Below are 25,975 nucleotides of genomic sequence, written 5' to 3' on the forward strand. Positions count from 1 at the left end.
TCTGTCCTCGATGGCTGCGCGCCACCGTCCGCAATTCCTGCGAACGCGGACTCGAAAAACGCAACCAACGAAGGAAAAAATGGCAGAAAGCGCAGGCGAAAGGCACCGCGACGATGGGATTATGACTTTCGTATTAGGTGCAGCGCGAAAGCGGAGCAGAGCGCTTGGAGTGGCTCAGCTCCGGTGGATCGCTGATCCAGTCCAGGTTTTGCTTTACGCAATTCCAGACGGAAAACCGCTGCACACTTTTCCTGGAATTGCTTCTAGGCTTTCAGCGCCTCGAGCAGGTCGACCGCCGCCACCATGTCGCGTTTGCGGGCAGAGCGGCGCGCGACGGCCTCGGCATCCTGGCCCCAATGCTCGATCTGCCAGTCCTCGTCGACATGGCCGGCCGCCCATGCTTCCTCGCCGTCGATCTCACCGAAATCGACGGCTAAAGCCAGCAGCGCCGATCCAGTGAGCGAGGTCATGACATGGATCGCCGCCAGACGCAGCGGCTCGCTGCGCTGGGCAAGATGGGCGCCAAGCACGGCGATCGTCTCGCGCGGCTGCTCGACATGGATGACGCCTTCGGCAAGATTGAAGCGCGCGCCAAGGCGGCTCCTCGCCCAATCGAGGACCGGGTCCCAGAGCTTGTTTTGCCGATCGACCAGTCCTTGCGGGCCATCGGCGCGGTAGCAGAGCAGGTCCGACGAAGCGAAGCGCAGGACATCCTCCAGCACCGCTTGCGGGTCGCTGGCGACGCCGTCGATGGCGGTGTTGGCAAGCCGCATGACCGGCATGGTGACCGGATCGATGACCTCGCTCTGCGCGGAGAATTCGTCCGCCACCAGCGTTGCGGCTCTTTCCGTCGGCAGCGCCAGCAGCGCCTTTCCCGGCGTGCGGACCGGCCTGCCGTCGAGATGGACGGCAAACCCACCTTCGACCGGCACGACCGAAACCGCCTTGTAGAAACGCTTCGGCAGCGGCGTCTTCATCTGGATCTGGGCGCGGCGCACCGGATCGGGATCGGAGAGCAGTTTTCCCGCTTCGAGGTCTTCGAGGATGTCGCGCATGTCGAACTCCTTACACTGTGGGCTGCCTGCGCGCCGGGCGATTGACGATGATCAGCCCGGCGGCGATCAGCGCCAGCGCCAGGAAAATCCTGATCGTCAGCGGCTCGCCCAACAGCACCGCGCCACACAGAACGCCGAACACCGGTGACAGGAAAGCGAAGCTCGACAAGCCTGCTGCCGGATAGCGCGTCAGCAACCAGAACCACAACACATAGGTGAAGGCGACGATATAGAAAGACTGGAACATCAAAGCCAGTGTCGGCAATGCAGCGAACGCGCGGATCGGCGGTCCGGCGAACGGCATCACCAGGGCACCGACGATGGCGGCGCCCGCCAATTGATAAAGCAAGAGCTTCTCGGCGCTGGTCCCGACCAGCTTCGACCGCTTGATGACGATGCTGGTCAACGCCCAGAGGATGCCAGAGACGAGACTGAGCAGATCACCCGTCAGCGTCGCGTCCTTGCCGGCGACGATGCCGTCGGAGAACACGGCCAGCAGGCCGCAAAAGGCCAGCACGAGACCGCCAAGCTTGCGCGCATTGATGCGCTCGCCGAGCAGGAAGTGGCCGCCGACCAGCACCCAGAAAGGCATGGTGTTGACCAAGAGCGTGTTGCGGGCAACGGTCGTGTACTCCAGCCCGATATAGAGGAACAGGAACTCGACACCGAAGAGCACCCCGACGGCAGCGCCGACGATCAGTGTCCCGTCCGCTTCGAACAGCTTGATGCCGCGCAGCCGGCACCAGCCGAGAACGCAGAGACCGCCGAGGATCGAGCGCGCGATCGACACGAACACCGGGTCGTAGCCAGCATAGGAGACCTTGGCGGCGACATAGTTCAGCCCCCAGGACAGCGTCAGCCCGACCATCATGGCGGCTGCCGTCATGTCGACCGTATCGCGGCGGTCCAGCATATCGGTGGCGCCACTCAATTGAAGTCCTCCGCGCTCTGCTCGTCGAAGCCGAGCAGGTTCCAGCTCTGGCGCATATGCGGCGGCATCGGCGCTGTGACATCGATGACGCCCTGGTCGGGATGGGGGATGACGATGCGGCGCGCATGAAGATGCAGACGGTTCTGGATACCGCCCGGAAATTCCCAATTGGTATCGGCCTCGAAATATTTGGGGTCGCCGATGATCGGGCAGCCGATATGGGCGGCATGGACGCGAAGCTGATGAGTGCGGCCGGTATAAGGCTCCATCTCCAGCCAGGACAGCGACTGCGCCGCCTGCTCGACGATGCGGTAGTAGGACACGGCATGGTCGGCGCCCTTCTCGCCATGCTTGGCGATGCGGACGCGGTCGCCGTCCGGCGTCGCCTCCTTGACCAGCCAGGTCGAGATCTTGTCCTCGCGCTTCGGCGGCACGCCCTTGACCAAGGCCCAATAGGTCTTCTTGGTCTCGCGGGCCCTGAACGCTTCCGACAGCTTCATCGCCGCAAGGCGGGTGCGGGCAACGACCAGCACGCCGGAGGTGTCGCGATCGAGGCGGTGGACGAGGCGCGGCTTCTCGCCTTTCTGGTTGCGCCAGGCCTCCAGCATGTCGTCGACATTGCGCGTGACGCCGGAGCCGCCCTGCACGGCCAAGCCGGCCGGCTTGTTGAAGACGAAGACTTTTGGATCCTCGTGCAGCAGCATCTTGGCCAGCACATCGGCATCGCCCTGGTTGCGGATCGAGTGGCCGGTGAGCGGGGCATCGCCCTTCTTGTCGACGTCGAGCGGCGGGATGCGGACGGTCTGGCCGGGCTCGACCCGCGTGTCTGCCTTCACCCGGCCGCCATCGATGCGGACCTGGCCGGAGCGCAAGAGCTTCTGCAGGTGGCCAAAGCCAAGGCCCGGATAGTGGACCTTGAACCAGCGGTCGAGCCGCATGCCCGCCTCGCCGGCTTCCACCGTGATTTGTTCAACACCTGCCATGGATACGCTTTTCCGTTTGAAAGCGGCGCCATAGCACTAAAGCAGGTCGCCCAAAAGTGCGGAGCGGTTTTGGGAGAACGACATGCTCAAAACAAAGACTTAAAGCACGTCGCCTGAATAGCTCAGCGCGACGTGCTTTAAGGCAGGCGGGTTGCGAGCCACAGACCCAACAAAGCGCGACGATTACCCCAATCGTCGCGGATCGGTAGGTTTCTCCCGTCCAGTCAATTCTTCGAAGATGGCGCTGACACGGCACAGACCGTCGAGCGCGTCAGAAACCGCTTCTCGCGGCCATTGTCGAGCGAGAACATGCCGCCCCTGCCCGGCACGACGTCGATGATGAGGTCGGTGTGCTTCCACGCCTCGAATTGCGAGGCGCTGATATAGACCCGGTGTGTCGCCGATCTCGCCCAACCTCACATCATTGTCGCCGATCATGAACTCGCCGCGCGGGTAGCACATCGGCGAGGACCCGTCGCAGCAACCGCCGGACTGGTGGAACAGCACCGGCCCGTGATCGGCGATGATCTCGGCGAGCAACACTTCGGCCTCGGGCGTGGCCGACACTTTGCCCAACGAGTCCTTGTCCATGCGATCCTCCTGTCATGACAGGAGGGTACGGCTTGCCGTACCCTCCCCTACGCGCCCCAGGAGGATCAGAAGAAGCCGAGCTTCTTCGGGCTGTAGCTGACCAGCATGTTCTTCGTCTGCTGATAATGGTCGAGCATCATCTTGTGCGTCTCGCGGCCGATGCCGGACTGCTTGTAGCCGCCGAAGGCGGCGTGCGCCGGATAGGCATGGTAGCAGTTCGTCCAGACGCGGCCGGCCTGGATGGCGCGGCCGAAGCGGTAGCAGCGGTTCGCGTCGCGGCTCCAGATGCCGGCGCCGAGGCCGTAGAGCGTGTCGTTGGCGATCGACAGCGCCTCGTCGTCATCCTTGAAGGTCGTCACCGACACCACCGGGCCGAAGATCTCTTCCTGGAAGATGCGCATCTTGTTGTTGCCCTTGAACACGGTCGGCTTGACGTAGTAGCCGCCGGCAAGGTCGCCCGGCAGATGGTTCTGTTCGCCGCCGATCAGCACTTCGGCCCCTTCCTGGCGGCCGATGTCGAAGTAGGAGAGGATCTTCTCCAGCTGCTCGCTCGAAGCCTGCGCGCCGATCATGGTCGCCGGGTCGAGCGGATCGCCCTGAACGATTGCCTCGACGCGCTTCAGGGCGCGCTCCATGAACCTGTCATAGATCTTCTCGTGCACCAGCGCGCGGCTGGGGCACGTGCAGACCTCGCCCTGGTTGAGCGCGAACATGACGAAGCCCTCGATCGCCTTGTCGAAGAAGTCGTCGTCCTCGACCGTCACGTCCTGGAAGAAGATGTTGGGCGACTTGCCACCGAGCTCGAGCGTCACCGGGATGAGGTTCTGGCTGGCATATTGCGAGATCAGACGGCCGGTCGTCGTCTCGCCGGTGAAGGCGATCTTGGCGATACGGTTCGACGACGCTAGCGGCTTGCCCGCCTCGAGGCCGAAGCCGTTGACGATGTTGAGCACGCCTTCCGGCAGAAGATCGCCTATGAGGTCGGCCCACAGCATGATCGTCGCCGGGGTCTGCTCGGCCGGCTTCAGCACGACGCAATTGCCGGCGGCCAGAGCGGGCGCCAGCTTCCAGCAGGCCATCAGCAGCGGGAAGTTCCATGGAATGATCTGGCCGACGACGCCGAGCGGCTCATGGAAATGATAGGCGACGGTGTCGTGGTCGATCTCGGAGATCGAGCCTTCCTGGCCGCGGAGCACGCCGGCGAAATAGCGGAAATGGTCGACAGCCAGCGGCAGGTCGGCCGCGGTCGTCTCGCGGATCGGCTTGCCGTTGTCCCAAGTCTCGGCGAGCGCCAGCAGATCGAGATTCTCTTCCATGCGATCGGCGATGCGATGGAGGATCAGCGCGCGCTCCGCTGGGCTGGTCTTGCCCCAGGCGTCCTTGGCCTTGTGCGCGGCATCGAGCGCTGCCTCGATGTCCGTCGCATCCGAGCGGGCGATTTCACACAAGGGCCGCCCGGTGACCGGCGAGATATTCTCGAAATATTTGCCAGAGTGCGGCGCCGTCCACTTGCCGCCGATGAAGTTGTCGTAACGCTTGGCGAAAGGAACCTTGGCTGCGCGCGAAAATTCTACCTTGTTCATAACTTCCTCCCAAAGAAGCACGCCGCGAGATGCGGCGCGTCAGGAGAAAGGGTCGCGGATAAGCTTCGGCTTGTCAGCCCGGAGCGAGACGATCGCGGCCGCCGAGTGTCGCAGAACTGCGACAGGCCACATCATGAAATCAATGCGGGCGGCGGATGGCGAAGCGGGCGAGCTTGCGATGCAGCGTCGCGCGCGAAATGCCGAGGCTTTGCGCCGCCGTCGAGACGTTGCCGCCGGCGCGCGCCAACGCCCGCTGCAGCACGCCGCGCTCGGCATCGTCGAAGTCTTCCCTGGCGCCTGGCGTGTCGCCGTGGATATCGGCTGCCAGCAGCCCCTTGGCCAGGACTTCGCGCGTTATGCCGAACGCCAGGCGCGCGCTGCGCGTCGCGCCGATCACCAGATCGTCCGCGTCGACCGCAATGAGCGCGCCGGCGGTGCGCTCGGCGGCCGGGGCCAACAGAATGCGGGCGCCTGAAAAAACCATGCGGAAATTCTCGGCCTCGATGCGACGCGCGGCATCGCCCACGGCGACAGCGATGAGTTGGACGAAACCCTCCGTCAGATCCGCCCGGCAAGACGACACGTCGAGTGCCGCCGCCAGATTGCCTTCGTGATCATAGACCGGCGCCGTCGTGCAACTGAGCAGCGTGTTGCGGGAAAAGAAGTGTTGGTCGCGATGAATGGTGAGAGCCCGCTGGTCGGCAATGCAGGTACCGATCCCGTTGGTGCCCTCGCTCTCCTCGCTCCAGACCGTGCCGGTCCACAGGCCCCATTCGTCGAAGGTCTCGTCATCGGCAACGGCGCCCCTGCGCTCGAGGGGAATGCCGTCGCGGTCGGCCAGCATCACGCAGCAGCCGACACCGCCGACGGCGAGGTAAAGCCGGTTGAGGCTCCCTTCGGCGGCGCGGATCATTTGCTCCATGCGCTGCCGGGCCCCTCTCAGTTCGCCTTCGGTCAACCGCCTGGGCGCCTTGCGCTCCGCGGGATCAAGGTGATGCAATTGCAGGGAGCGCCGCCATGATGCGACCAGCGCCGAATGAGCCGCCTCGCTTTTCGCGATCGAGGCCTGGACCAGATCCGCATGCACGGCTGATTGCCGTCCGATCAACCTAATCCTCCCGGCGAGCGGAACCTCCTTCCGCTCCGTCGTCATGCTCGCATGAACATATCCGACACCAGCGGTTCAGCTTTCGATAATAGGGCTGGCCGCACAGGTCTTTGATTTTGCGCAATTCCGGACGGAAAACCCCTCCGAATTTTCGCAGAATTGCTGTGGAGTCCTAACGGTCCCGGCCTGCCGCCGCCATAAGACGTTGGTTTAAGACGGGCCAGATCGAGTGATGCTCCAACCTTCGGGTTCCGCCGGTGATCAGTTGGCGGCTGCCTTCTTGGCCTTGGACGAACCGATCATCTTCCAGTTCTTGTAGAACATGGAATTGATGCGCTCGACGCTCACCGAGACGACGGCGAGAAGGCCGGCGATGAGGCCGGGGAATGGCGATGGGCGGATGATGTCCATGAACACGCAGTAGCGGCGCCCGTCATACTCGTTGACCGAACGGTGAAGCAGGGTGTCGTCGAAAATGTAGAGCGGATTGTCGTGCCAGTAGTTCCTGGCGTTGTTGCACTCGACGAAAATCTCGGCCTTCACCGGCAACAGGTTGTAGAGGATGCGCAGGCTGAGCCGCAGCGGCCCGAAATGCCAGGAAGTCGATTCCTTGCCCCTGAAGACCGAGACCGCGATGGTCTTGATGTATTTGTAGTCCTTGTTGAATTCCGCGACGTTATCGATCTTGTGCTTGCCATACCACTGATAGACGTACATGCCGCGCCGACCGGTGCCGAAATTGGCGTCGATATCGGCGATAATCTCGTCCTTGCGAGCCTTAAAGACGTCGAGAACCTCGTTGACCTCACGCTGATAGTCGGCAGGAAACTGCTCCAGCTTCCATACGCCCGGGTTCCGGTAGCAAAGCAAGTCAACCAACAGGTTGAAGGGCGACAGCAGCCAGGTAAAGATGCCGTTGCCGAGGAAATAGCCGCGGAATAACGACAGGTCCTTGTTTGCATTGCGCAGCACGTCGATCAGACCGCAGACGATCCAGATCGTCGTCAGGATCGGGATGTAGTAAAAGCCGAGCGCGAGAAGTGGGACTGCGATTGCAGCCTGACGAAGGGTCTTACGGGTTTGCTTTGTCATAGTCTTTTGCGCGGGAGCGCGATCCTGTTCGCATGAGCCAAATCACGGCGACCCCCGTCGGCCGTGCGCCTTGATAGGATTTTTTGTTTCCCTGCACAATGCTGGCGCGATAGCCCGAGGGTAACTAACAAATATCTGGAGTGTATCACTCCATTTCTGGTCAATGCACAGCCGGCAGGCCAAGCTCGTCCCACTTCTCCCGTGGCACGGGATCGCCGACGAGGAATTCGAAGCCGATGACGCTTTCGCCGTCCCGCGCCAGCGCGCAGTTGAATTTCAGCGCGTACCAGTTTCTCCGGCTGCGGAAGGCTGCGCCGTCGGCCATGACCGTGGTACCGGTGATCTTTTCCTCGGCCGTTGCATAGGCCACCACGCGATCGGGCTGGAAATCCGCCCTCCATTTGTGAATCTGGTCCATCGCCTCGATATTGCAAAGCTGGGTCATACGCTCGTCGGAGGCGAATGTCGCAAGATCGGCCCGGACCTGCCTGCTGCGCGGATCGGCAATCGTCTTGGCCGACAGCATTTCGGTCGCACGGATCATGCTGGGTTGGGCCGGAGGCTTTGCCGGGCTTGGCACGGGCTGCGGTTTTGGTGCTTGCAGCTCCGCGGTGGCTGGTTTCGGTGCCGGCCGGGTCGAACCCTCGAACTGCTGCGGCGTCAGGATGTCCACCGACACGCGCTCTTCCTCCAGCTGCTTCGGCCATTTGGGCAGTGGCATCAGGGCGAGAGTCGCGGCGAGCAAGGCGTGGAGCGCGACTGAGGCCGAGATGCCCCATGGCGAAGCTTCGCTGCGGGGCGCCAGGCTCGCCGGGCCGCGCAAGCAGTTACTCCCGCTCTTTACGCAGCTTTGCCCAATATTCCAGCCGTTTTCGGATATCGCGCTCGAATCCGCGCTCCGGCGGATCGTAGAAGGTGTGGCGGCCCATCTTTTCCGGGAAATAGTCCTGGCCCGAAAAGGCATCCGGCTCGTCGTGGTCGTAGCGGTAGCCGGCGCCGTAATCCTCTTCCTTCATCAGCTTGGTCGGCGCGTTGAGGATGTGTTTCGGCGGCAGCAGCGAGCCGAATTCCTTGGCGGCCAAAGTCGCCGCCTTGAAGGCGGTGTAGACGGCGTTCGATTTCGGCGCGGTGGCGAGATAGACGGTGGCCTCGGCAAAGGCGAGCTCGCCCTCGGGCGAGCCCAGATAGTCATAGGCGTCCTTGGCGGCATTGGCGATGACCAGTGCCTGCGGGTCGGCAAGGCCGATGTCCTCCACCGCCATACGCACCAGCCGGCGCCCGAGATAGAGCGGATCCTCACCGGCATCGAACATGCGGGCAAGGTAATAGAGGGCGGCATCGGGGTCCGAGCCACGCACCGATTTATGCAGCGCCGAGATCAGATTGTAATGACCGTCCTGGCCCTTGTCGTAGATCGGCGCGCGGCGCTGGATGACGCGCTGCAGACCCTCCGGCCCAAACACCTCGCCGGGCTTGGCGGCGCGCCAGACTTCCTCGGCCAGCGTCAGCGAGGCGCGGCCGTCGCCATCGGCCATGCGGATCAGCATGGCGCGCGCCTCGTCGTCCAGCGGCAGCGCCCTGCCCTCGGTTTCTTCCGCGCGCGCCAGGAGTTTTGCGATGCTCTCCTCGCCCAACGAGCGGAAGACGAGCACGCGCGCACGGGACAGAAGCGCGGCGTTCAGTTCGAAGGACGGGTTTTCGGTGGTGGCGCCGACCAGCACCACCGTGCCGTCTTCCATGACCGGCAAAAAGCCGTCCTGCTGGGCACGGTTGAAGCGATGGATCTCATCGACGAAAAGCAACGTCTGGCGGCCGTTGGAGCGCCTGAGCTTGGCCGCCTCGAACACTTTCTTGAGGTCGGCAACGCCGGAAAACACCGCCGAGATCTGCTCGAAGGCAAGATTGGTCTCGCCGGCAAGCAGCCGCGCCACTGTCGTCTTGCCGGTGCCGGGCGGCCCCCAGAAGATCATCGAGCCGAGCGAGCCTGAATCGATCAATCGCGTCAGCGCGCCGTCCGGCCCGGTCAGATGCTCCTGGCCGACAACCTCGCCAAGGTTTTTCGGGCGCAGCCGATCAGCCAGCGGCCGGCCGGTCGGCGCCTTCTCCGGTTCGTCTAAGCTGAACAGATCGGCCATGCATGTCTTCTGGTTGGAGCGCGATCCCCGCTCCTTTTGGAGCATGATCTCATCCGAAAATCGGTTCCCACGTTTCGGGATCATGCTCTAAATGGGAAGATCGCCTCAATAACGCAACACTTGGCGCAGTGTCTGCCCGCCGCGCTCGACGGTAAAGCGCCACCAGCGCGTGTCCTGCTGGGCGATCTGTGCCAGCGTTGTCGCCGTATCGATGCTCGTGCCGTTCACCTCCCGCACGATGTCGCCCGGCTGGAAGCCGAAATCGGCGGCCGGTGAATCGCGGTTGATGTCAACCACGGTGACGCCCTTCAAATCGGTGCGCAGGCCAAGCCGCTGGGCAAGGCGCGGAGACAGTTCCGCCACCTTGGCACCCGAGAACGGGCTGCGACCGTGCAAAGTGACTTCCGCGGCCTTGGCACCCTCCGGCGCGCGCTCCAAGGCAATCTCCAGCGTCGCCTGCTGGCCCTTGCTCAGCACGGCGAAGGTGGCCTTGGTGCCGATCGACAGCGTCGCCATGCGGTAGTCCAGCGCCTCGATGCTTTCGACCGGGGTGTTGTTGAGCGACAGCACGACGTCGCCCGGCTTGAGTCCGGCCTTGCCGGCCGGGCCGGTTGCATCGACCGAGGAGACCAGCGCGCCAGTCGGCTTTTCCATGCCCAGCGATTCCGCGATTTGCGGCGTCACGGCTTCAAATTCGGCGCCGATATAGGGCCGCTCGAAGAAGTCGAGGCCGGCCTTCGCCGCATCGGCGAAGGCGCGCACCATGTTCGACGGGATGGCGAAGCCGATGCCGATCGAGCCGCCGCTGCGGCTGTAGATCGCCGTGTTGATCCCGACCAGCTGGCCGCCCATGTTGATCAGCGCGCCGCCGGAATTGCCCGGATTGATGGCGGCATCTGTCTGGATGAAGTAGCCCGAATCCGAGACCCCGATATGGCTGCGGGCAAGTGCGGAAACGATACCGCTGGTGGTGGTCTGGCCGACGCCGAACGGATTGCCTATGGCCAGCACCAGGTCGCCGACCTCGAGCGCGTCGGAATCGCCGATGGCGATCACGGGGAACGGCTTGTCGGCCGCGATCTTGAGCACGGCGAGATCGAGCGTCTCGTCCTTGAGCATCACCTTCGAGGTGAATTCGCGCCCGTCGGCCGTCGCCACCTTCACTTCGTCGGCGTCCTTGATAACGTGATAGTTGGTGACGATGACGCCGCTCGGATCTACCAGCACGCCGGAGCCCAGCGAGGACTGGGCGCGCGGCTTGGCGCGGCCGAAGAACTCCTCGAAGAAGGGATCGCCTTCGAAGGGCGAGGTCACCTTGGCGGTCTGCGAGGCATAGACATTGACCACGGCGGGCGCCGTCTGCTTGACCAGCGGAGCGAAGGAAAGCTGCACCTCCTCGCGGCCGAACGGCACGCGCTTGTCAGGGCCCGAGGTGGCGTTCTCGCCTTCGACGCCGTGCAAAAGATCGGTCAGCACATCGGAGAGACCGGGATCGGCCGGCTTGGCGGCATCCTCGGCCAATGCCTGTCTGACGCCAGGTGCCGCGGCGAAAGCGGCGAGCGCGCAAACTGCAATGAGAAACAGCCGTTTGAGGTGCATTCCGAATCCTCCAGATCAGGCGCCATTGTCCCGACGATTGTGCAGAATGAAAGGCTAATGCACGGAAATCAGGCACTTGTCGCGCAAAAGCATGCGCTCGCGTGCGAAAATCCGCTCGCTCCGAGGCTTCGCCTCGAAATGCAAAAGGGGCCCGAAGGCCCCTCGAAGTCTTTCGTTGAAACCGAAGCCTCAGGCGGCCGCGGCTTCCTCGCTGCCGCCTTCGGCTTCGAGGCGGGCGCGGTCGGCTGCGCCCTTGGCCGAGGTGTCGCGGTCGACGAATTCGATCACCGCCATCGCGGCGTTGTCGCCCTTGCGGAAGCCCGCCTTCATGATGCGCAGATAGCCGCCGTTGCGCTGCGCGTAACGCGGCGCAATCGTCTCGAATAGGCGCTTCACGACCGGCTCGTTGCCGATCTGGGCGATGACCTGACGACGGGCATGCAGGTCGCCGCGCTTGCCGAGCGTGACGAGCTTCTCGACGATCGGACGCAGGTCCTTCGCCTTCGGCAGGGTGGTGACGATCTGCTCGTGCTCGATCAGAGACACGGCGAGGTTGGCGAACATCGACTTGCGGTGGCTTACGCTGCGGGCGAAGCGACGGCCTTTGAAACCGTGGCGCATGGCTCTTTTCCTTCTTCAGTTGTTCAAGAGGCCACGGCCTCTGATGGTTTTCCGCATGACCGTCGGATCGAGCGGCTCGCGCCGCCGATCCTTGGAATTCATGCTCAATATTGGTCTTCGTAACGTTTTGCGAGGTCTTCGATGTTTTCCGGCGGCCAGTCCGGCACTTCCATGCCGAGGTGCAGGCCCATCGCCGCCAGCACTTCCTTGATCTCGTTCAGCGACTTGCGGCCGAAGTTCGGGGTGCGCAGCATCTCGGCTTCGGTCTTCTGGATCAGGTCGCCGATGTAGACGATGTTGTCGTTCTTCAGGCAGTTGGCCGAACGCACCGACAGCTCGAGCTCGTCGACCTTCTTGAGCAGCGCCGGGTTGAAGGCGAGCTCGGTGACGGCCTCGGTGGCGACTTCCTTCTGCGGCTCGTCGAAGTTGACGAACAGGCTGAGCTGGTCCTGCAGGATGCGGGCGGCGAAAGCCACTGCGTCCTCGCCCGAGATCGAACCGTCGGTCTCGATGGTCATGGTCAGCTTGTCATAGTCGAGGACCTGGCCCTCGCGGGTGTTCTCGACCTTGTAGGAGACCTTCTTGACCGGCGAGTAGAGGCTGTCGACCGGGATCAGGCCGATCGGCGCGTCCTCTGCGCGGTTGCGTTCGGCCGGCACGTAGCCCTTGCCGGTGTCGACGGTGAACTCCATGCGGATCTCCGCACCCTCGTCCAGCGTGCAGATCACGTGGTCGGGGTTGAGGATCTCGACGTCGCCGACAGTCTGGATATCGCCGGCGAGCACGGCGCCCGGACCCTGCTTGCGCACGACCATGCGCTTGGGACCATCGCCTTCCATGCGGATGGCGATTTCCTTGATGTTGAGGACGATGTCGGTCACGTCCTCGCGCACGCCGGCGATGGACGAGAATTCATGCAGCACGCCGTCGATCTGCACAGCGGTGACGGCCGCGCCGCGCAGCGAAGACAGAAGCACGCGCCGCAGCGCGTTGCCGAGGGTGAGGCCGAAGCCGCGCTCGAGCGGCTCTGCCACCAGCGTGGTCAGCGTCTTTTTCTTCGACGAGAACTCGATCTTGTTCGGCTTGATCAGTTCCTGCCAGTTTTTCTGGATCATGTTGTCTTCCTTCCTTGGACCCGCCACCATCCAATCGTGGCGGGCAGCCTGGAATTGCCACGGAGGAGCGTCTCGGCGCTCACGCGGCGTTCAAATGTTAGACGCGACGCTTCTTGCGCGGGCGGCAGCCATTGTGCGGGATCGGCGTCACATCACGGATCGAGGTGATGGTGAAGCCGGCAGCCTGCAGGGCGCGCAGCGCCGATTCGCGGCCGGAGCCGGGTCCGCAGACCTCGACCTCGAGCATGCGCATGCCGTGTTCCTGGGCCTTCTTGGCGACGTCCTCGGCAGCCATCTGGGCGGCGAACGGGGTCGACTTGCGCGAACCCTTGAAGCCCTGTGCGCCGGCCGACGACCAGGCAATCGAATTGCCCTGCGCGTCGGTGATGGTGATCATCGTGTTGTTGAAGGTCGAATTGACATGGGCAACGCCCGACGAGATGTTCTTGCGTTCGCGACGGCGAACACGAGCGGCTTCCTTGGCCATGGTAGTCCTTTCAGTTGATCTCTACACCGCCGTAATGCCAGCGGCTCCACCTTGGAAGCGAGTAGCGAGTAGTGAGTAGCGAATAGAACCCTACTCGCTAATGACTACTCACTATTCGCTCAATTACTTCTTCTTGCCGGCGATCGCCTTGGCCGGGCCCTTGCGGGTGCGCGCATTGGTATGCGTGCGCTGGCCGCGGACCGGCAGCGAGCGGCGGTGACGCAGGCCGCGGTAGCAGCCGAGGTCCATGAGCCGCTTGATGTTCATCGAGACTTCGCGGCGCAGGTCGCCTTCGACCTGATAGTCGCGGTCGATCGTCTCGCGGATCTGCAGCACTTCCGCGTCGGTCAACTGATTGACGCGGCGGTCGGCCGGGATGCCGACCTTGTCGACGATCTCCTGGGCAAACTTCTTGCCGATGCCGTGAATATATTGAAGCGCGATGACGACGCGCTTGTTGGTCGGAATGTTGACGCCGGCTATACGAGCCATTTCTTCTCATCTCCATATGGGCCGGACAAGCCGGCGCTATCTAAGTTGCCCCGCGTCCGGTGGAGGCCGGCCCTTGCGGGAGTTTCCTGGTTCAAAACGACTGCCCTGCCCTTGCGGGCAAGCAAAGTCCATGCCTGACAGGAAGACGGGCCGCCATACCCCAACGGCTCCTTCCAGTCAAGCGCAATCGTTACTTGTCGGAACGGCCTACTTCGCCGTCACCGCGAGCACCTTCTCGATCTCCGCGGTCACCGCGTCGATGCTGGCCATGCCGTCGACGGTTCTCAGCCTGCCTTTGGCATAGTAATAGCCGGTTAGCGGCGCCGTCTTCTTGTAATATTCGCGCAGGCGCTCCTCGAATACCGCCGGGTTGTCGTCCTTGCGCACCGGCTGCCCGGCGGCCTTGGCGTCCTCGGCCCGTTTGACGATGCGCCCGACCAGCGCCTTGTCATCGACGACGAGCTCGATGACGCTGTCGAGCGCAATGCCACGCTCGGCAAGCATCGCTTCGACGGCGTCGGCCTGCACCAGCGTGCGCGGATACCCGTCGAGGATGAAGCCCCTGGCGCAATCGGGCTGGTCGATTCGCTCGGCGACGATCGCGTTGACGATCGCGTCGGACACCAGCTCGCCGGCATCCATCACCGCCTTGGCGCGCTTGCCGACTTCGGTCCCGGCCTGAACGGCGGCACGCAACATGTCACCCGTCGAAAGCTGGGGTATGCCGTGTTTTTCTACCAGTCTCTGTGCTTGCGTCCCCTTGCCCGCTCCTGGCGGCCCAAGCAATATCAGCCTCATCTGCTCCTCTTACCCCCGCGCAACTTCGACTTCTTGATCAGGCCCTCATACTGGTGCGCGATCAGGTGACCCTGAATCTGCGCCACCGTGTCGAGCGTGACACTGACCACGATCAGAAGCGATGTGCCACCGAGGTAGAAAGGTACGCCAGTCGCTGAAATCAGGAACTCAGGCAATAGACACACCAGCACCAGGTAGATGGCGCCGATGACGGTGATACGCGTCAGAACATAGTCGATATATTCGGCCGTGCGCTCACCTGGCCGATAACCCGGGATGAAGCCGGAATGCTTCTTGAGCTGGTCGGCCGTGTCCTTCGGGTTGAAGACGATCGCCGTGTAGAAGAAGGCGAAGAAGATGATCATCGCCGCGTAGAACGCCATATAGAGCGGCTGGCCGTGGCCGAGGGACGCCAGAACCGTGCTTGCCCAGGCCGGCAGGTTGGTCGTCTGCGAGAAGCCGGCGACCGTTGCCGGCAGGAGCAGCAGCGAGGACGCGAAGATCGGCGGGATGACGCCCGAGGTGTTGAGCTTCAGCGGCAGGTGCGAGGTATCGCCCTGGAACATGCGGTTGCCGACCTGCCGCTTCGGATACTGAATGAGCAGGCGGCGCTGCGCGCGCTCGAAGAACACGATGACCGCAATGACGACGATGGCGAGAACGATGATCGCGAGAATGAGGCCCGTGGACAGCGCACCTGTTCGGCCGAGTTCCAGCGTGCCGGAAATGGCGCGCGGCAGGCCGGCGACGATGCCCGAGAAGATGATCAGCGAAATGCCGTTGCCGATACCGCGCGCGGTGATCTGCTCGCCGAGCCACATCAGGAACATGGTGCCGCCGACCAGCGTGACGACGGTCGATATGCGGAAGAACATGCCGGGATCGTTGACGATGCCGTTGCCGCCCTCGAGGCCGATCGAAATGCCGTAGGCCTGCACCAAGGCAAGCAGCACGGTGCCGTAGCGCGTGTATTGGTTGATGATCTTGCGGCCCTGCTCGCCTTCCTTCTTCAGCGATTCCAGCGAGGGGATGACCGAGGTCATGAGCTGCATGATGATGGAGGCGGAGATGTAGGGCATGATGCCTAGCGCGAAGATCGCCATGCGCTGCACGGCGCCGCCGGCGAACATGTTGAACATGCCGAGCACGCCCTTGCTCTGCGAGGAGAAGGCCTGCGCGAAAGCGTCGGGGTTGATGCCGGGGAGCGGGATATAGGTGCCAAGGCGGTAGACGAGCAGCGCGCCGATGGTGAACCAGATGCGCTTCTTCAGATCCTCGGCCTTGGCGAAGGCCGCGAAATTCAGATTGGAGGCTAGTTGTTCAGCAGCCGAAGCCATGCCTGATTCTCCGCTAGGTCACGCTCGATGCCCGCAGCTCAGGCGGCGCGTGTCACCGAAGCTCACGAGATAAGCTCCGGACCGTAAACATGCAAGCGGCCGCGTTGACGCGGCCGCCTAATTGATCAGATCGAAACGCGGTTCGCCGGCAAAAACAAATCATTCCCGCCGGCCGCGCTTCAAATCGCCGTTACTCGGCGGCGGCCGCTTCCGGCAGCTTCACCGAGCCGCCGGCCCTCTCGATCTTCTCGATCGCCGCCTTGGAGGCGCCGGCGACGTCGAAGTTGAGCTTGGCCTTGAGCTCGCCGTCGGAGAGCACGCGCACGCCGTCCTTGGCGCGCCGGATGACGCCGGCAGCGATCAGGGTCTCGGCCGTCACGGTCGCCTTGGCGTCGAGCTTCTTGGCGTCGATAGCGGCCTGGATGCGGGCGAGCGACACGACGGTGAAGCTCTTGCCGAACAGGTTGTTGAAGCCGCGCTTCGGCAGGCGCCGGTAGAGCGGCATCTGGCCGCCCTCGAAGCCGTTGATGGCTACGCCGGAGCGCGCCTTCTGGCCCTTGACGCCGCGACCGGCGGTCTTGCCCGAGCCGGAGCCGATGCCGCGACCGAGGCGCTTCCTGGAGTGCGTGGCGCCGTCCTTGTCACGCAGATCGTTGAGTTTCATCTTCGTTCTCCTGCGGTTCCGTTCAGGCCTCGTCCACGACGCGGACGAGATGCTGGACGGCGGCGATCATGCCGCGCACGGAAGGGGTGTCTTCCAGCGTGCGCCGCTTGTGCATCTTGTTGAGGCCGAGGCCGACCAGCGTCGCGCGCTGCTCCTTCGGCCGGCGGATCGGCGAACCGATCTGCTCGACGGTGATGGTCTTGGTAGCTTTCTTGGCCATGGTCGAAATCCCTGGTCAGCGTCGACTATTCTTCAGTCGCGACGGCGGTGCCGCGGCGGGCCTGAAGGGTCGAGTACTTGATGCCGCGCGCGGCAGCCACATCCTTCGGATGCATCTGGCTCTTCAGCGCGTCGAAGGTGGCGCGAACCATGTTGTACGGGTTCGACGAACCCATCGACTTGGCGACCACGTCATGCATGCCGAGCGTCTCGAAGACGGCGCGCATCGGGCCACCCGCGATGATGCCGGTACCCTGCTTGGCGGCGCGCAGCAGCACGCGTCCGGCTCCCCAGCGGCCCTCGACGTCGTGATGCAGCGTGCGGCCCGAGCGCAGCGGCACGAAGATCATGTCGCGCTTGGCCGACTCGGTCGCCTTGCGGATCGCTTCCGGCACTTCGCGCGCCTTGCCGTGGCCGAAGCCGACCCGGCCCTTCTGGTCGCCGACGACGACGAGAGCGGCAAAGCCGAAGCGACGGCCGCCCTTCACCACCTTGGCGACGCGGTTGATGTGGACGAGCTTGTCCACCATGCCGTCATCGCGCTCTTCACGCTCGCGGCCGCGGCCGCCTTCCCTACGTTCCTGTGCCATATCCTAGTCCTTGTTCTTTTCCGGAAGCACGGGTTGCTGAAATGCCGGCGCCTCTCGTGGGTTGCCGGCGGTGAAATTCATTTTCTCCATTGCATGATCTGGTCCGGAAAGTCTGCAACTTTTTCGCCGCGAGGACCTTCCGTCCGGGATCATGCTTAGAAGCTAAGACCACCTTCGCGGGCGGCCTCGGCCAGCGCCTTGACACGGCCATGATAGATGTAGGCGCCACGATCGAAGACGACTTCCTTGACGCCAGCCTTCGTGGCGCGCTCGGCGATCAGCTTGCCGACCGCGGCAGCGGCCGCGGTGTCGGCGCCGGTCTTGAGCGAACCCTTGAGGTCCTTCTCCAGCGTCGAGGCGGCGGCCAGCGTGCGGCCCTTCGCGTCGTCGATGACCTGGACGTAGATGTTCTTCGAGGTGCGGTGCACCGAGAGGCGCGGACGCTCGCCGGCGACCTTCTTCAGCTGGCGGCGCACGCGCTGCGCGCGGCGTTGGGTGGTTTCCTTGGGGCTTGCCATAATGTCAGTTCCTTGCCTTCAGAAAACGGGGGCAACCCTGTGCGATAGGCCAAGCCTCCCGCGATCGCGCCCCGCGGCGTTACACTTCTCTGGCTTGGCTCTTTCCGAAAAGTCTGCAACTTTTCGGGGCCAAGCCTATTACTTCTTCTTGCCTTCCTTGCGCACGATCCGCTCGTCGGCATAACGCACGCCCTTGCCCTTGTAGGGCTCCGGACCGCGATATTCGCGGATCTCGGCGGCGACCTGGCCGACCTGCTGCTTGTCGATGCCCGAGACCGTGATTTCGGTCGGCTTCGGCACCGAGATCGTGATGCCCTGCGGCGTCTCATAGACCACGTCGTGGCTGAAGCCGAGCGCCAACTGCAGGTTCTTGCCCTGCATGGCGGCGCGATAGCCGACGCCGGTGATCTCGAGCTTCTTCTCGAAGCCGTCCTTGACGCCCTGCAGGATGTTGACGATCTGCGTGCGCGACATGCCCCACTTGGAGCGGGCGGTCTTCGACTGGTCGCGCGGCTCGACAGCGATCTCGCTGCCTTCCATCTTGACCAGCACTTCGTCGTTCACCACGAACTTCAGCTCGCCCTTGGGGCCCTTCGCCGTCACGGTCTGGCCGTTGACGGTCGCGGTCACGCCCTGCGGCAGCGAAACGGGTTTCTTTCCGATACGAGACATTTTGTTGTCCTCGTCACTTCTTTCGTTTCAGGTTCCAGTTCCCGGGCGCGATCCCGAGAACCGAAGCCCATTCATCAATCTCGCGCCGGATCAGAAGATCTGGCAGAGGATCTCGCCGCCGACATTCTGCTCGCGTGCCTCGTGATCGGCCATGACGCCCTTCGGCGTCGAAAGGATGGCGATGCCGAGGCCGTTGGCGACCTGCGGGATCGACTTGGCCGAGACATAGACGCGGCGGCCAGGCTTCGAGACGCGCTCGATCTCGCGCACGACCGGCGCGCCGTCGAAATACTTCAGCTCGATCTCGATTTCCGACTTGCCGTTGTCGAAGTCGGTCTGGCTGTAGTCGCGGATATAGCCTTCCGACTTCAGCACCTCGAGAACGCGGGCGCGCAGACGCGAGGCCGGGGTCGAGACGCTCGACTTCTTGCGGCCATAGGCGTTGCGGATGCGGGTCAGCATATCGCCGAGAGGATCGCTCAATGACATCTCAGTGTCTCCTTACCAGCTCGACTTGACCAGGCCCGGGATCTGGCCGTTGTTGCCCAGATCGCGAAGCGCGATACGCGAAAGCTTGAGCTTGCGATAGTAGGCGCGCGGACGGCCGGTGACTTCGCAGCGGTTGCGGATACGGATCTTGGCCGAGTTGCGCGGCAGCGCCGAAAGCTTCAACTGGGCGCGGAAACGCTCTTCCATCGGCTTGGACTGATCCATGACGATTTCCTTGAGCGCCTTGCGCTTGGCGGCGTACTGGCCGGCGAGCTTGCGGCGCCGGTTGTTCTTCTCGACTGAGCTGGTCTTTGCCATTTCAGATTTTTCCTTTTTCGCTGCCGTTACTGGCGGAAGGGGAAGTTGAAGGCCTTGAGCAGTGCTCTCGCCTCGTCGTCCGTCTTCGCCGTCGTACAAACGATGACGTCCATGCCCCAGACCTGATCAACCTTGTCGTAGTTGATCTCCGGGAACACGATGTGCTCCTTGATGCCCATGGCGTAGTTGCCACGGCCGTCAAAGCTCTTCGGGTTCAGTCCGCGGAAGTCGCGGACGCGCGGCAGCGCGATGTTCACGAGACGGTCGAGGAACTCGTACATGCGTTCCTTGCGCAGCGTGACCTTGGCGCCGATCGGCATGTTCTCGCGCACCTTGAAGCCTGCGATCGAGTTGCGGGCGCGGGTGACGACAGCCTTCTGGCCGGCGATCAGCGCGAGATCCTCGGCCGCGACCGAGGGCTTCTTGGAATCGCCGGTCGCCTCCCCGACGCCCATGTTCAGCACGATCTTGTCGATGCGCGGAACCTGCATCTCGTTGTCGTAGCCGAACTGCTCCTGCAACGCCTTGCGGATGGTCTCCTGGTAGACCTTCTTGAGGCGCGGCTCGTTCTTGGCAGCCGCCTGCTTGGTTTCAGCCTTAGCCATTGATGACTTCTCCCGAACGCTTGGCGACGCGCACCTTCTTGCCGTCCTTCTGGATGGTGAAGCCGACGCGGGTCGGCTTGCCGTCCTTGGGGTCGGCCAGCGCGATGTTCGACAGGTGGATCGGCGCTTCCTTGGTGATGATCCCGCCCTCTTGGGACTGGGTCTGCTTCTGGTGACGGCGAATGAGGTTCACGCCGCGCACGAGCGCGGTGTCTTCCTTCGGCTGCACCGACAGGACTTCGCCCGAACGGCCCTTGTCCTTGCCGGCAAGCACGACAACCTTGTCGCCTTTTCTGATCTTTTGCATTGGTCCGGCTCCTTACAGCACTTCAGGCGCGAGCGAGATGATCTTCATGTGGTTCTTGGCGCGAAGCTCGCGCGGAACCGGCCCGAAGATACGCGTGCCGATTGGCTCTTTCTTGTTGTCGACGAGAACGGCCGCGTTCTTGTCGAAACGGATCACGCTGCCGTCCGGGCGGCGAATGTCCTTGGCCGTGCGAACCACGACCGCCTTCATCACATCGCCCTTCTTCACGCGGCCGCGCGGGATGGCTTCCTTGATCGACACCACGATGATGTCGCCGACGGAGGCATACTTCCGCTTCGAGCCGCCCAGCACCTTGATGCACATGACACGACGGGCGCCGGAGTTGTCCGCGACGTCGAGGTTTGTTTGCATCTGAATCATGACTGGCCGCCTTCTTCTTTTCTAACGGGACAGGCTCGAAGCCCCTCCCCGGTCTGTCCAAAATTCGTTTTCGTTCGCCCGGATCAAGCCTGATCCGAAGTGACGACGACCCAGCGCTTGTCCTTGGAAATCGGCTTCGATTCCTGGATGAACACCTGGTCGCCGACCTTGTGGGCGTTGTTCTCGTCGTGCGCCTTGTACTTCTTGGTCATGCGCACGGTCTTCTTCATCACGGGATGCGTGAAGCGCCGCTCGACCTTGACGACAACCGTCTTCTCGTTCTTGTCGCTGACGACGGTGCCCTGCAAAATGCGCTTTGGCATGGTCTTAACCCTTCTTGGCCGCGGCTTTTTCCGCGGCGATGGTCTTGATGCGCGCGATGTCCCTGCGGACCTGCTTCACGCGCGCGGTCTTCTCGAGCTGACCGGTGGCCTTCTGGAAGCGCAGGTTGAACTGCTCCTTCTTCAGGCTGGCCAGGTCGTCGGTCAGCTGATCCTGGGTCTTGGTCCGGATGTCTTCGGCTTTCATGATCGCCTGTCCTTATTCTGCGATGCGCTGCACGAAGCGCGTCTTGACCGAGAGCTTGGCGGCGCCGAGGCGCAGCGCTTCACGCGCGGTCTCCTCGCTGACGCCGTCGATCTCGAACATGATGCGGCCAGGCTTGACGCGCGCCGCCCAGTAGTCGACGGCGCCCTTGCCCTTACCCATACGCACTTCGGTCGGCTTCGAAGTGACCGGCAGATCCGGGAACACCCGGATCCAGACGCGGCCGGCGCGCTTCATCTCGCGGGTGATCGCGCGGCGGGCCGCCTCGATCTCGCGCGCGGTGACGCGGTTCGGCTCAAGCGCCTTCAGCCCGAAACCGCCGAAATCCAGGTTGGTGCCGCCCTTGGCGGTACCGTGGATACGGCCCTTGAACTGCTTGCGGAACTTTGTGCGCTTTGGCTGCAGCATCGTCCTAACTCCAAATTCTCAAATGTCTCAGGCGTTCTCGCGACGACGACCGCGCTCGCGCTCGCCGGCCTGACCGCCATGATCGCCTTCCGTCGCGCGACGCTCCGATGCCATCGGGTCGTGCTCGAGGATCTCGCCCTTGAACACCCACACCTTGACGCCGCAGATGCCGTACGCCGTTTGCGCCTCGGCCGTGCCGTAGTCGACATCGGCGCGCAGCGTGTGCAGCGGCACGCGGCCTTCGCGGTACCACTCCATGCGCGCGATCTCGGCGCCGCCGAGACGGCCGCCGCAGTTGATGCGGATGCCTTCGGCGCCGAGACGCATAGCCGACTGAACGGCCCGCTTCATGGCGCGGCGGAACGCGATGCGGCGCTCGAGCTGCTGAGCGATCGACTGCGCGATCAGCGTGGCGTCGATCTCCGGCTTACGCACCTCGACGATGTTCAAGTGCGTCTCGGACTTCGTCATCTCCATCAGCTTCTTGCGAAGCTTCTCGATGTCGGCGCCCTTCTTGCCGATGATCAGGCCCGGACGCGCGGCATGGATGGTGACGCGGCACTTCTTGTGCGGACGCTCGATCACGACCTTGGAGATCGCGGCCTGCTTGAGTTCCTTCTCAAGATACTTGCGGATCTTGATGTCCTCATGCAGCAGCTGGCCGTATTCACCGGTGTTCGCGAACCAGCGCGAATCCCAGGTGCGGTTGATACCGAGACGCAGCCCGATCGGATTGACTTTCTGGCCCATTATGCGGCCTCCCCTTTTTCCTCGACTTCACGAACGACGATCGTGAGGTGCGAGAACGGCTTTTCGATACGGCTGGCGCGACCACGGCCACGAGCGTGGAACCGCTTCATGACGATCGACTTGCCGACATAGGCTTCCGATACGATCAGCGAGTCGACATCGAGGTCGTGGTTGTTTTCCGCGTTGGCGATCGCCGACTCCAGCGTCTTCTTGACCGTTCCGGAAATCCGCTTGGCCGAGAATTCGAGGTCGGAAAGCGCTGTCGCGACTTTCTTGCCGCGGATCAGCGCGGCAACCAGGTTCAGCTTCTGCGGGCTGATACGGATCGTGCGCAGAACGGCGCGCGCCTCGTTGTCAGCAAGCCTGCGCGGAGCTTTGGCCTTGCCCATGATTATTTCCTCTTCGCCTTCTTATCCGCACCATGGCCGTAATAGGTCCGGGTCGGAGCGAATTCACCGAACTTGTGACCGACCATGTCCTCGTTCACCGAGACCGGGACATGCTTCTGGCCGTTGTAGACACCGAAGGTGAAGCCGACGAACTGCGGCAGGATGGTGGAGCGACGGCTCCACATCTTGATCACCTCATTGCGACCGCCTTCACGAACCTTGTCCACCTTCTTGAGAAGGTAGCCGTCGATGAAGGGGCCTTTCCAAATCGAACGAGTCACTTGGCGTTACCTCTTCTTAGCTCTTGCGCTGATGGCGCGAGCGCACGATGAACTTGTCGGTCGCCTTGTTGGACCGCGTCTTCTTGCCCTTGGTCGGCTTGCCCCAGGGCGAAACCGGATGACGGCCACCCGAGGTGCGACCCTCACCGCCGCCGTGCGGATGATCGACCGGGTTCATGGCCACGCCGCGATTGTGCGGGCGTTTTCCCCGCCACACCGTGCGGCCGGCCTTGCCGTCGTTGATGTTGCCGTGGTCGGGATTCGACACGGCGCCGACGGTGGCCATGCAGGAGCCGTGCACGACGCGCTGCTCGCCCGAGTTCAGGCGCAAGATCGCCATGCCCTGGTCGCGGCCGACGAGCTGGGCGTAACCGCCCGCCGAACGGGCGACCTGGCCGCCCTTGCCCGGCTTCAGCTCGATGTTGTGGACGATCGTGCCGACCGGCATGGAGGCCAGCGGCATCGCGTTGCCCGGCTTCACGTCGACCGCTTCGCCGGCCACGATCTTGTCGCCGGCGGCCAGACGCTGCGGCGCCAGGATGTAGGACAGCTCGCCGTCGTCATACTTGATCAGCGCGATGAAGGCGGTGCGGTTCGGATCGTATTCGATACGCTCCACAGTGCCGACGACGTCGTACTTCTTACGCTTGAAGTCGATGATGCGGTACGAACGCTTGTGACCGCCGCCGATGAAGCGGGCCGTGATGCGGCCGTAATTGTTGCGGCCGCCCGACTTGGTCAGGCCTTCGGTCAGGCCCTTGACGGGCTTGCCCTTGTAGAGGCCCGAGCGGTCGACGATGACCAGCTGGCGGGTGCTCGGCGTTACCGGGTTGAATTTCTTGAGTGCCATTGTCCTGTCCTCGCGGCCTTGCTCAGAGACCCGTCGCGACGTCGATCGACTGGCCGTCGGCCAGCGTCACAACCGCCTTCTTGACGTCGCCCTGGCGGCCAACCGTGCCGCGGAAGCGCTTGATCTTGCCCTTGCGGACGAGCGTGTTCACGGCCATCACCTTGACGCCGAAGAGCGCTTCGACGGCGGCCTTGATTTCCGGCTTCGACGCCTTCTTGGCGACGTTGAAGACGACCTGGTTCTGCTCGGAAGCCATGGTCGACTTTTCAGTGATCGCCGGCGAGACGATCACGTCGTAGTGACGAAGGTCGGTCATTTGAAGCGCTCCTCGAGAGCCTCGACGGCGGCCTTGGAAAGGACCAGCGTGCCGCGGCGCAGAATGTCGTAGACGTTGATGCCCTGGATGGGCAGCACGTCGATGTTCGGAATGTTGGTCGCCGCCAGCTTGAAGTTCTGGTCGAGCTCGGCGCCGCCGATCACCAGGGCGTTGGTGAGCCCGAGCGTCTCGAGGCTCGCCGCCAGCGCCTTGGTCTTGGCTTCGGCGAGCTTCAGCTCGTCGACGATGATCAACGAGGCGCTCTTGGCCTTGGCCGAGAGAGCGTGCTTCAAGCCCAGCGCGCGCACCTTCTTCGGCAGCTCGTGCTCGTGGCTGCGCACGACCGGGCCGTGCGCCTTGCCGCCGCCGCGGAACTGCGGAGCGCGAGCCGAATGGTGACGGGCGCGGCCCGTACCCTTCTGCTTGTACATCTTGGCGCCGGTGCGCGCGATCTCGGCGCGGCCCTTGGCCTTGTGCGTTCCCTGCTGCTTCTTGGCGAGCTGCCAGCGCACGACGCGCTGCAGGATGTCCTCGCGCGGGTCAAGGCCGAAAATCTCCTCGGAGAGTTTCACCTTGCCGGCGTCCTTGCCGCCGAGCGTTGTAATCTTGAGGTCCATTATTCCGCTCCCTCGGTGGCCGGGGCTTCGTTCTTGGCGGCAGCAGCGCGGATCGCGGCAGGCTTCGGCGCATTGGCCGGCAGCGCGACCTTGGCCGCATCACGGACCAGGATCCAGGCGCCCTTGACGCCCGGAACGGCGCCACGGATCAGGATCAGGCCGCGGTCGGCGTCGGTCGAAACGACCTCGACATTCTGCGTGGTGACGCGAACGTCACCCATGTGGCCGGCCATCTTCTTGCCCTTGAACACCTTGCCGGGGTCCTGGCGCTGACCGGTCGAGCCGTGCGTGCGGTGCGAGACCGAGTTACCGTGTGTGGCGCGGCCACCACCCATGTTGTGCCGCTTGATCACGCCCTGGAAACCCTTGCCGGTCGAGGTGCCCGTCACGTCGACCTTCTGGCCGGCGACGAAGTGCTCGACGGTGAGCTCGGCGCCGACATCGATCATGTTCTCGGCGGAGACGCGGAACTCGGCAAGCTTCGCCTTCGGCTCGACGGAGGCGGCAGCGAAATGGCCGCGCATCGCCTTCGACGTGTTCTTCACCTTGGCAAGGCCAACGCCGAGCTGGACGGCGGTGTAGCCGTTCTTCTCCTGCGTGCGCTGCGCCACGACCTGGCAGTTCTCCATCTGGAGAACGGTGACGGGAACGTGTTCCCCGGCATCGTTGTAGATGCGGGTCATTCCCACCTTCTTTGCAATCACACCTGAACGCATCGGTTCAATTCCTTTAGAGTTCCCTGTCGGGGCTAGCGCCCCTCCACGCCTCTTGTTCCTTCAGAGTTCCGGGTCGCCCCGCCCTCTTGTTCCTTAGAGCTTGATCTCGACGTCGACACCGGCGGCCAGATCGAGCTTCATCAGAGCATCGACCGTCTGCGGAGTCGGATCGACGATGTCGAGCAGCCGCTTGTGGGTGCGCATCTCGAACTGCTCGCGGCTCTTCTTGTCGACGTGAGGCGACCGGTTGACCGTGAACTTTTCGATCCGCGTCGGCAGCGGAATGGGGCCGCGGACGTTGGCGCCGGTGCGCTTGGCGGTCGACACGATTTCGCGCGTCGAGGCGTCGAGCACCCGGTGGTCAAACGCCTTAAGGCGGATGCGGATATTCTGTCCGTTCATGCGTCAATTC

General features: G+C 63.4%; 36 protein-coding genes and 1 pseudogene. All 37 read right to left on the reverse strand.

Translation table 11 applies throughout. The annotated features are described in order from the left end of the window. Positions 1-263: 263 nt before the first annotated feature. Positions 264-1,055 (reverse strand): ATP12 family chaperone protein, encoded by a 792-nt coding sequence (locus tag ABID26_RS10685; RefSeq protein WP_292301397.1) that lies wholly within the window; start codon positions 1,053-1,055, stop codon positions 264-266. Between the two features lie 10 nt (positions 1,056-1,065). Next, a complete protein-coding gene (locus ABID26_RS10690; protein ID WP_189521567.1) occupies positions 1,066-1,941 on the reverse strand; it encodes a DMT family transporter in 876 nt (291 codons plus the stop codon). A 41-nt stretch (positions 1,942-1,982) separates the two neighbouring features. Continuing rightward, the gene (locus ABID26_RS10695; RefSeq protein ID WP_126100252.1) at positions 1,983-2,969 is read right to left on the reverse strand and encodes an RluA family pseudouridine synthase; all 987 of its coding nucleotides are present in this window, start codon (positions 2,967-2,969) and stop codon (positions 1,983-1,985) included. Between the two features lie 224 nt (positions 2,970-3,193). After that, positions 3,194-3,560: pseudogene (locus ABID26_RS10700) on the reverse strand (DUF779 domain-containing protein). Between the two features lie 65 nt (positions 3,561-3,625). Beyond that, the gene (gene adh, locus ABID26_RS10705; protein WP_126100250.1) at positions 3,626-5,143 is read right to left on the reverse strand and encodes an aldehyde dehydrogenase; all 1,518 of its coding nucleotides are present in this window, start codon (positions 5,141-5,143) and stop codon (positions 3,626-3,628) included. A 139-nt stretch (positions 5,144-5,282) separates the two neighbouring features. Continuing rightward, positions 5,283-6,251 carry a helix-turn-helix domain-containing protein gene (locus ABID26_RS10710; RefSeq protein ID WP_354415281.1) on the reverse strand — a complete coding sequence of 323 codons (969 nt, stop codon included), beginning with the start codon at positions 6,249-6,251 and terminating at the stop codon, positions 5,283-5,285. Positions 6,252-6,512: 261 nt separating this feature from the next. Then, entirely contained in the window at positions 6,513-7,343 is an 831-nt protein-coding gene (locus tag ABID26_RS10715; RefSeq protein ID WP_126100248.1) for an aspartyl/asparaginyl beta-hydroxylase domain-containing protein, read from the reverse strand. Between the two features lie 160 nt (positions 7,344-7,503). Next, complete coding sequence (locus ABID26_RS10720; RefSeq protein ID WP_245459966.1) at positions 7,504-8,166, reverse strand: DUF930 domain-containing protein; 663 nt, start codon at positions 8,164-8,166, stop codon at positions 7,504-7,506. Positions 8,167-8,170: 4 nt separating this feature from the next. Continuing rightward, positions 8,171-9,478 (reverse strand): replication-associated recombination protein A, encoded by a 1,308-nt coding sequence (locus tag ABID26_RS10725; RefSeq protein WP_292301394.1) that lies wholly within the window; start codon positions 9,476-9,478, stop codon positions 8,171-8,173. A 105-nt stretch (positions 9,479-9,583) separates the two neighbouring features. Then, positions 9,584-11,077, reverse strand: coding sequence for a DegQ family serine endoprotease (locus ABID26_RS10730; RefSeq protein ID WP_126100246.1), 1,494 nt, complete (start codon positions 11,075-11,077; stop codon positions 9,584-9,586). 189 nt (positions 11,078-11,266) lie between these two features. Continuing rightward, positions 11,267-11,698 carry a 50S ribosomal protein L17 gene (gene rplQ, locus ABID26_RS10735; protein WP_126100245.1) on the reverse strand — a complete coding sequence of 144 codons (432 nt, stop codon included), beginning with the start codon at positions 11,696-11,698 and terminating at the stop codon, positions 11,267-11,269. A 104-nt stretch (positions 11,699-11,802) separates the two neighbouring features. Next, positions 11,803-12,813: a DNA-directed RNA polymerase subunit alpha gene (locus ABID26_RS10740; RefSeq protein WP_059188661.1), complete on the reverse strand. Its 1,011-nt coding sequence runs from the start codon at positions 12,811-12,813 to the stop codon at positions 11,803-11,805. 97 nt (positions 12,814-12,910) lie between these two features. Then, positions 12,911-13,300: a 30S ribosomal protein S11 gene (rpsK, locus tag ABID26_RS10745; RefSeq protein WP_006205444.1), complete on the reverse strand. Its 390-nt coding sequence runs from the start codon at positions 13,298-13,300 to the stop codon at positions 12,911-12,913. 123 nt (positions 13,301-13,423) lie between these two features. Then, on the reverse strand, positions 13,424-13,792 hold the full coding sequence (rpsM, locus tag ABID26_RS10750; RefSeq protein ID WP_027170351.1) for a 30S ribosomal protein S13: 369 nt from the start codon (positions 13,790-13,792) through the stop codon (positions 13,424-13,426). Between the two features lie 207 nt (positions 13,793-13,999). Then, positions 14,000-14,590, reverse strand: coding sequence for an adenylate kinase (locus ABID26_RS10755; protein WP_126100244.1), 591 nt, complete (start codon positions 14,588-14,590; stop codon positions 14,000-14,002). Further along, positions 14,587-15,927, reverse strand: a complete 1,341-nt coding sequence (gene secY / locus ABID26_RS10760) for a preprotein translocase subunit SecY (protein WP_126100243.1) — start codon at positions 15,925-15,927, stop codon at positions 14,587-14,589. Before secY ends, ABID26_RS10755 begins: the two co-directional genes overlap by 4 nt. Positions 15,928-16,117: 190 nt before the next feature. Continuing rightward, entirely contained in the window at positions 16,118-16,591 is a 474-nt protein-coding gene (gene rplO / locus ABID26_RS10765; RefSeq protein WP_126100242.1) for a 50S ribosomal protein L15, read from the reverse strand. A gap of 22 nt (positions 16,592-16,613) precedes the next feature. Further along, positions 16,614-16,811, reverse strand: coding sequence for a 50S ribosomal protein L30 (gene rpmD / locus ABID26_RS10770; protein WP_027170355.1), 198 nt, complete (start codon positions 16,809-16,811; stop codon positions 16,614-16,616). A gap of 25 nt (positions 16,812-16,836) precedes the next feature. Continuing rightward, a complete protein-coding gene (gene rpsE, locus ABID26_RS10775; RefSeq protein ID WP_126100241.1) occupies positions 16,837-17,400 on the reverse strand; it encodes a 30S ribosomal protein S5 in 564 nt (187 codons plus the stop codon). Positions 17,401-17,555: 155 nt separating this feature from the next. After that, on the reverse strand, positions 17,556-17,918 hold the full coding sequence (gene rplR / locus ABID26_RS10780) for a 50S ribosomal protein L18 (protein WP_126100240.1): 363 nt from the start codon (positions 17,916-17,918) through the stop codon (positions 17,556-17,558). Between the two features lie 138 nt (positions 17,919-18,056). Continuing rightward, positions 18,057-18,590 carry a 50S ribosomal protein L6 gene (rplF, locus tag ABID26_RS10785; protein WP_126084111.1) on the reverse strand — a complete coding sequence of 178 codons (534 nt, stop codon included), beginning with the start codon at positions 18,588-18,590 and terminating at the stop codon, positions 18,057-18,059. Positions 18,591-18,680: 90 nt separating this feature from the next. Continuing rightward, on the reverse strand, positions 18,681-19,079 hold the full coding sequence (rpsH, locus tag ABID26_RS10790; protein WP_059188496.1) for a 30S ribosomal protein S8: 399 nt from the start codon (positions 19,077-19,079) through the stop codon (positions 18,681-18,683). 12 nt (positions 19,080-19,091) lie between these two features. After that, positions 19,092-19,397: a 30S ribosomal protein S14 gene (rpsN, locus tag ABID26_RS10795; protein WP_095777623.1), complete on the reverse strand. Its 306-nt coding sequence runs from the start codon at positions 19,395-19,397 to the stop codon at positions 19,092-19,094. A 26-nt stretch (positions 19,398-19,423) separates the two neighbouring features. Then, positions 19,424-20,002 carry a 50S ribosomal protein L5 gene (rplE, locus tag ABID26_RS10800; protein WP_095777622.1) on the reverse strand — a complete coding sequence of 193 codons (579 nt, stop codon included), beginning with the start codon at positions 20,000-20,002 and terminating at the stop codon, positions 19,424-19,426. Next, on the reverse strand, positions 19,995-20,309 hold the full coding sequence (gene rplX / locus ABID26_RS10805) for a 50S ribosomal protein L24 (protein WP_126054440.1): 315 nt from the start codon (positions 20,307-20,309) through the stop codon (positions 19,995-19,997). The genes rplE and rplX overlap by 8 nt, the downstream gene beginning before the upstream one ends. A 12-nt stretch (positions 20,310-20,321) precedes the next feature. Then, positions 20,322-20,690, reverse strand: a complete 369-nt coding sequence (gene rplN / locus ABID26_RS10810; RefSeq protein ID WP_006205457.1) for a 50S ribosomal protein L14 — start codon at positions 20,688-20,690, stop codon at positions 20,322-20,324. A gap of 83 nt (positions 20,691-20,773) precedes the next feature. Next, positions 20,774-21,013 carry a 30S ribosomal protein S17 gene (rpsQ, locus tag ABID26_RS10815; protein ID WP_042642192.1) on the reverse strand — a complete coding sequence of 80 codons (240 nt, stop codon included), beginning with the start codon at positions 21,011-21,013 and terminating at the stop codon, positions 20,774-20,776. 4 nt (positions 21,014-21,017) lie between these two features. Beyond that, positions 21,018-21,218, reverse strand: coding sequence for a 50S ribosomal protein L29 (gene rpmC, locus ABID26_RS10820; RefSeq protein ID WP_095807484.1), 201 nt, complete (start codon positions 21,216-21,218; stop codon positions 21,018-21,020). Positions 21,219-21,230: 12 nt separating this feature from the next. Beyond that, positions 21,231-21,644 (reverse strand): 50S ribosomal protein L16, encoded by a 414-nt coding sequence (rplP, locus tag ABID26_RS10825; protein ID WP_027170364.1) that lies wholly within the window; start codon positions 21,642-21,644, stop codon positions 21,231-21,233. A gap of 27 nt (positions 21,645-21,671) precedes the next feature. After that, positions 21,672-22,394 (reverse strand): 30S ribosomal protein S3, encoded by a 723-nt coding sequence (gene rpsC / locus ABID26_RS10830; RefSeq protein WP_126100239.1) that lies wholly within the window; start codon positions 22,392-22,394, stop codon positions 21,672-21,674. Further along, the gene (rplV, locus tag ABID26_RS10835) at positions 22,394-22,783 is read right to left on the reverse strand and encodes a 50S ribosomal protein L22 (RefSeq protein ID WP_059188489.1); all 390 of its coding nucleotides are present in this window, start codon (positions 22,781-22,783) and stop codon (positions 22,394-22,396) included. The genes rpsC and rplV overlap by 1 nt, the downstream gene beginning before the upstream one ends. A gap of 2 nt (positions 22,784-22,785) precedes the next feature. Further along, positions 22,786-23,064 carry a 30S ribosomal protein S19 gene (rpsS, locus tag ABID26_RS10840; protein ID WP_006205463.1) on the reverse strand — a complete coding sequence of 93 codons (279 nt, stop codon included), beginning with the start codon at positions 23,062-23,064 and terminating at the stop codon, positions 22,786-22,788. Between the two features lie 16 nt (positions 23,065-23,080). After that, positions 23,081-23,914 carry a 50S ribosomal protein L2 gene (gene rplB / locus ABID26_RS10845; protein ID WP_040970375.1) on the reverse strand — a complete coding sequence of 278 codons (834 nt, stop codon included), beginning with the start codon at positions 23,912-23,914 and terminating at the stop codon, positions 23,081-23,083. Between the two features lie 22 nt (positions 23,915-23,936). Beyond that, complete coding sequence (locus ABID26_RS10850; protein WP_059188488.1) at positions 23,937-24,230, reverse strand: 50S ribosomal protein L23; 294 nt, start codon at positions 24,228-24,230, stop codon at positions 23,937-23,939. Then, positions 24,227-24,847 carry a 50S ribosomal protein L4 gene (rplD, locus tag ABID26_RS10855; RefSeq protein WP_126094109.1) on the reverse strand — a complete coding sequence of 207 codons (621 nt, stop codon included), beginning with the start codon at positions 24,845-24,847 and terminating at the stop codon, positions 24,227-24,229. The genes ABID26_RS10850 and rplD overlap by 4 nt, the downstream gene beginning before the upstream one ends. Further along, positions 24,847-25,563, reverse strand: a complete 717-nt coding sequence (gene rplC, locus ABID26_RS10860) for a 50S ribosomal protein L3 (RefSeq protein WP_278077422.1) — start codon at positions 25,561-25,563, stop codon at positions 24,847-24,849. The genes rplD and rplC overlap by 1 nt, the downstream gene beginning before the upstream one ends. Before the next feature lie 93 nt (positions 25,564-25,656). After that, positions 25,657-25,965: a 30S ribosomal protein S10 gene (gene rpsJ / locus ABID26_RS10865; RefSeq protein ID WP_006205468.1), complete on the reverse strand. Its 309-nt coding sequence runs from the start codon at positions 25,963-25,965 to the stop codon at positions 25,657-25,659. Positions 25,966-25,975: the final 10 nt, after the last annotated feature.

This window comes from Mesorhizobium shonense, from assembly GCF_040545255.1.
In the GTDB taxonomy this organism is placed as follows: Bacteria; Pseudomonadota; Alphaproteobacteria; order Rhizobiales; family Rhizobiaceae; genus Mesorhizobium; species Mesorhizobium shonense.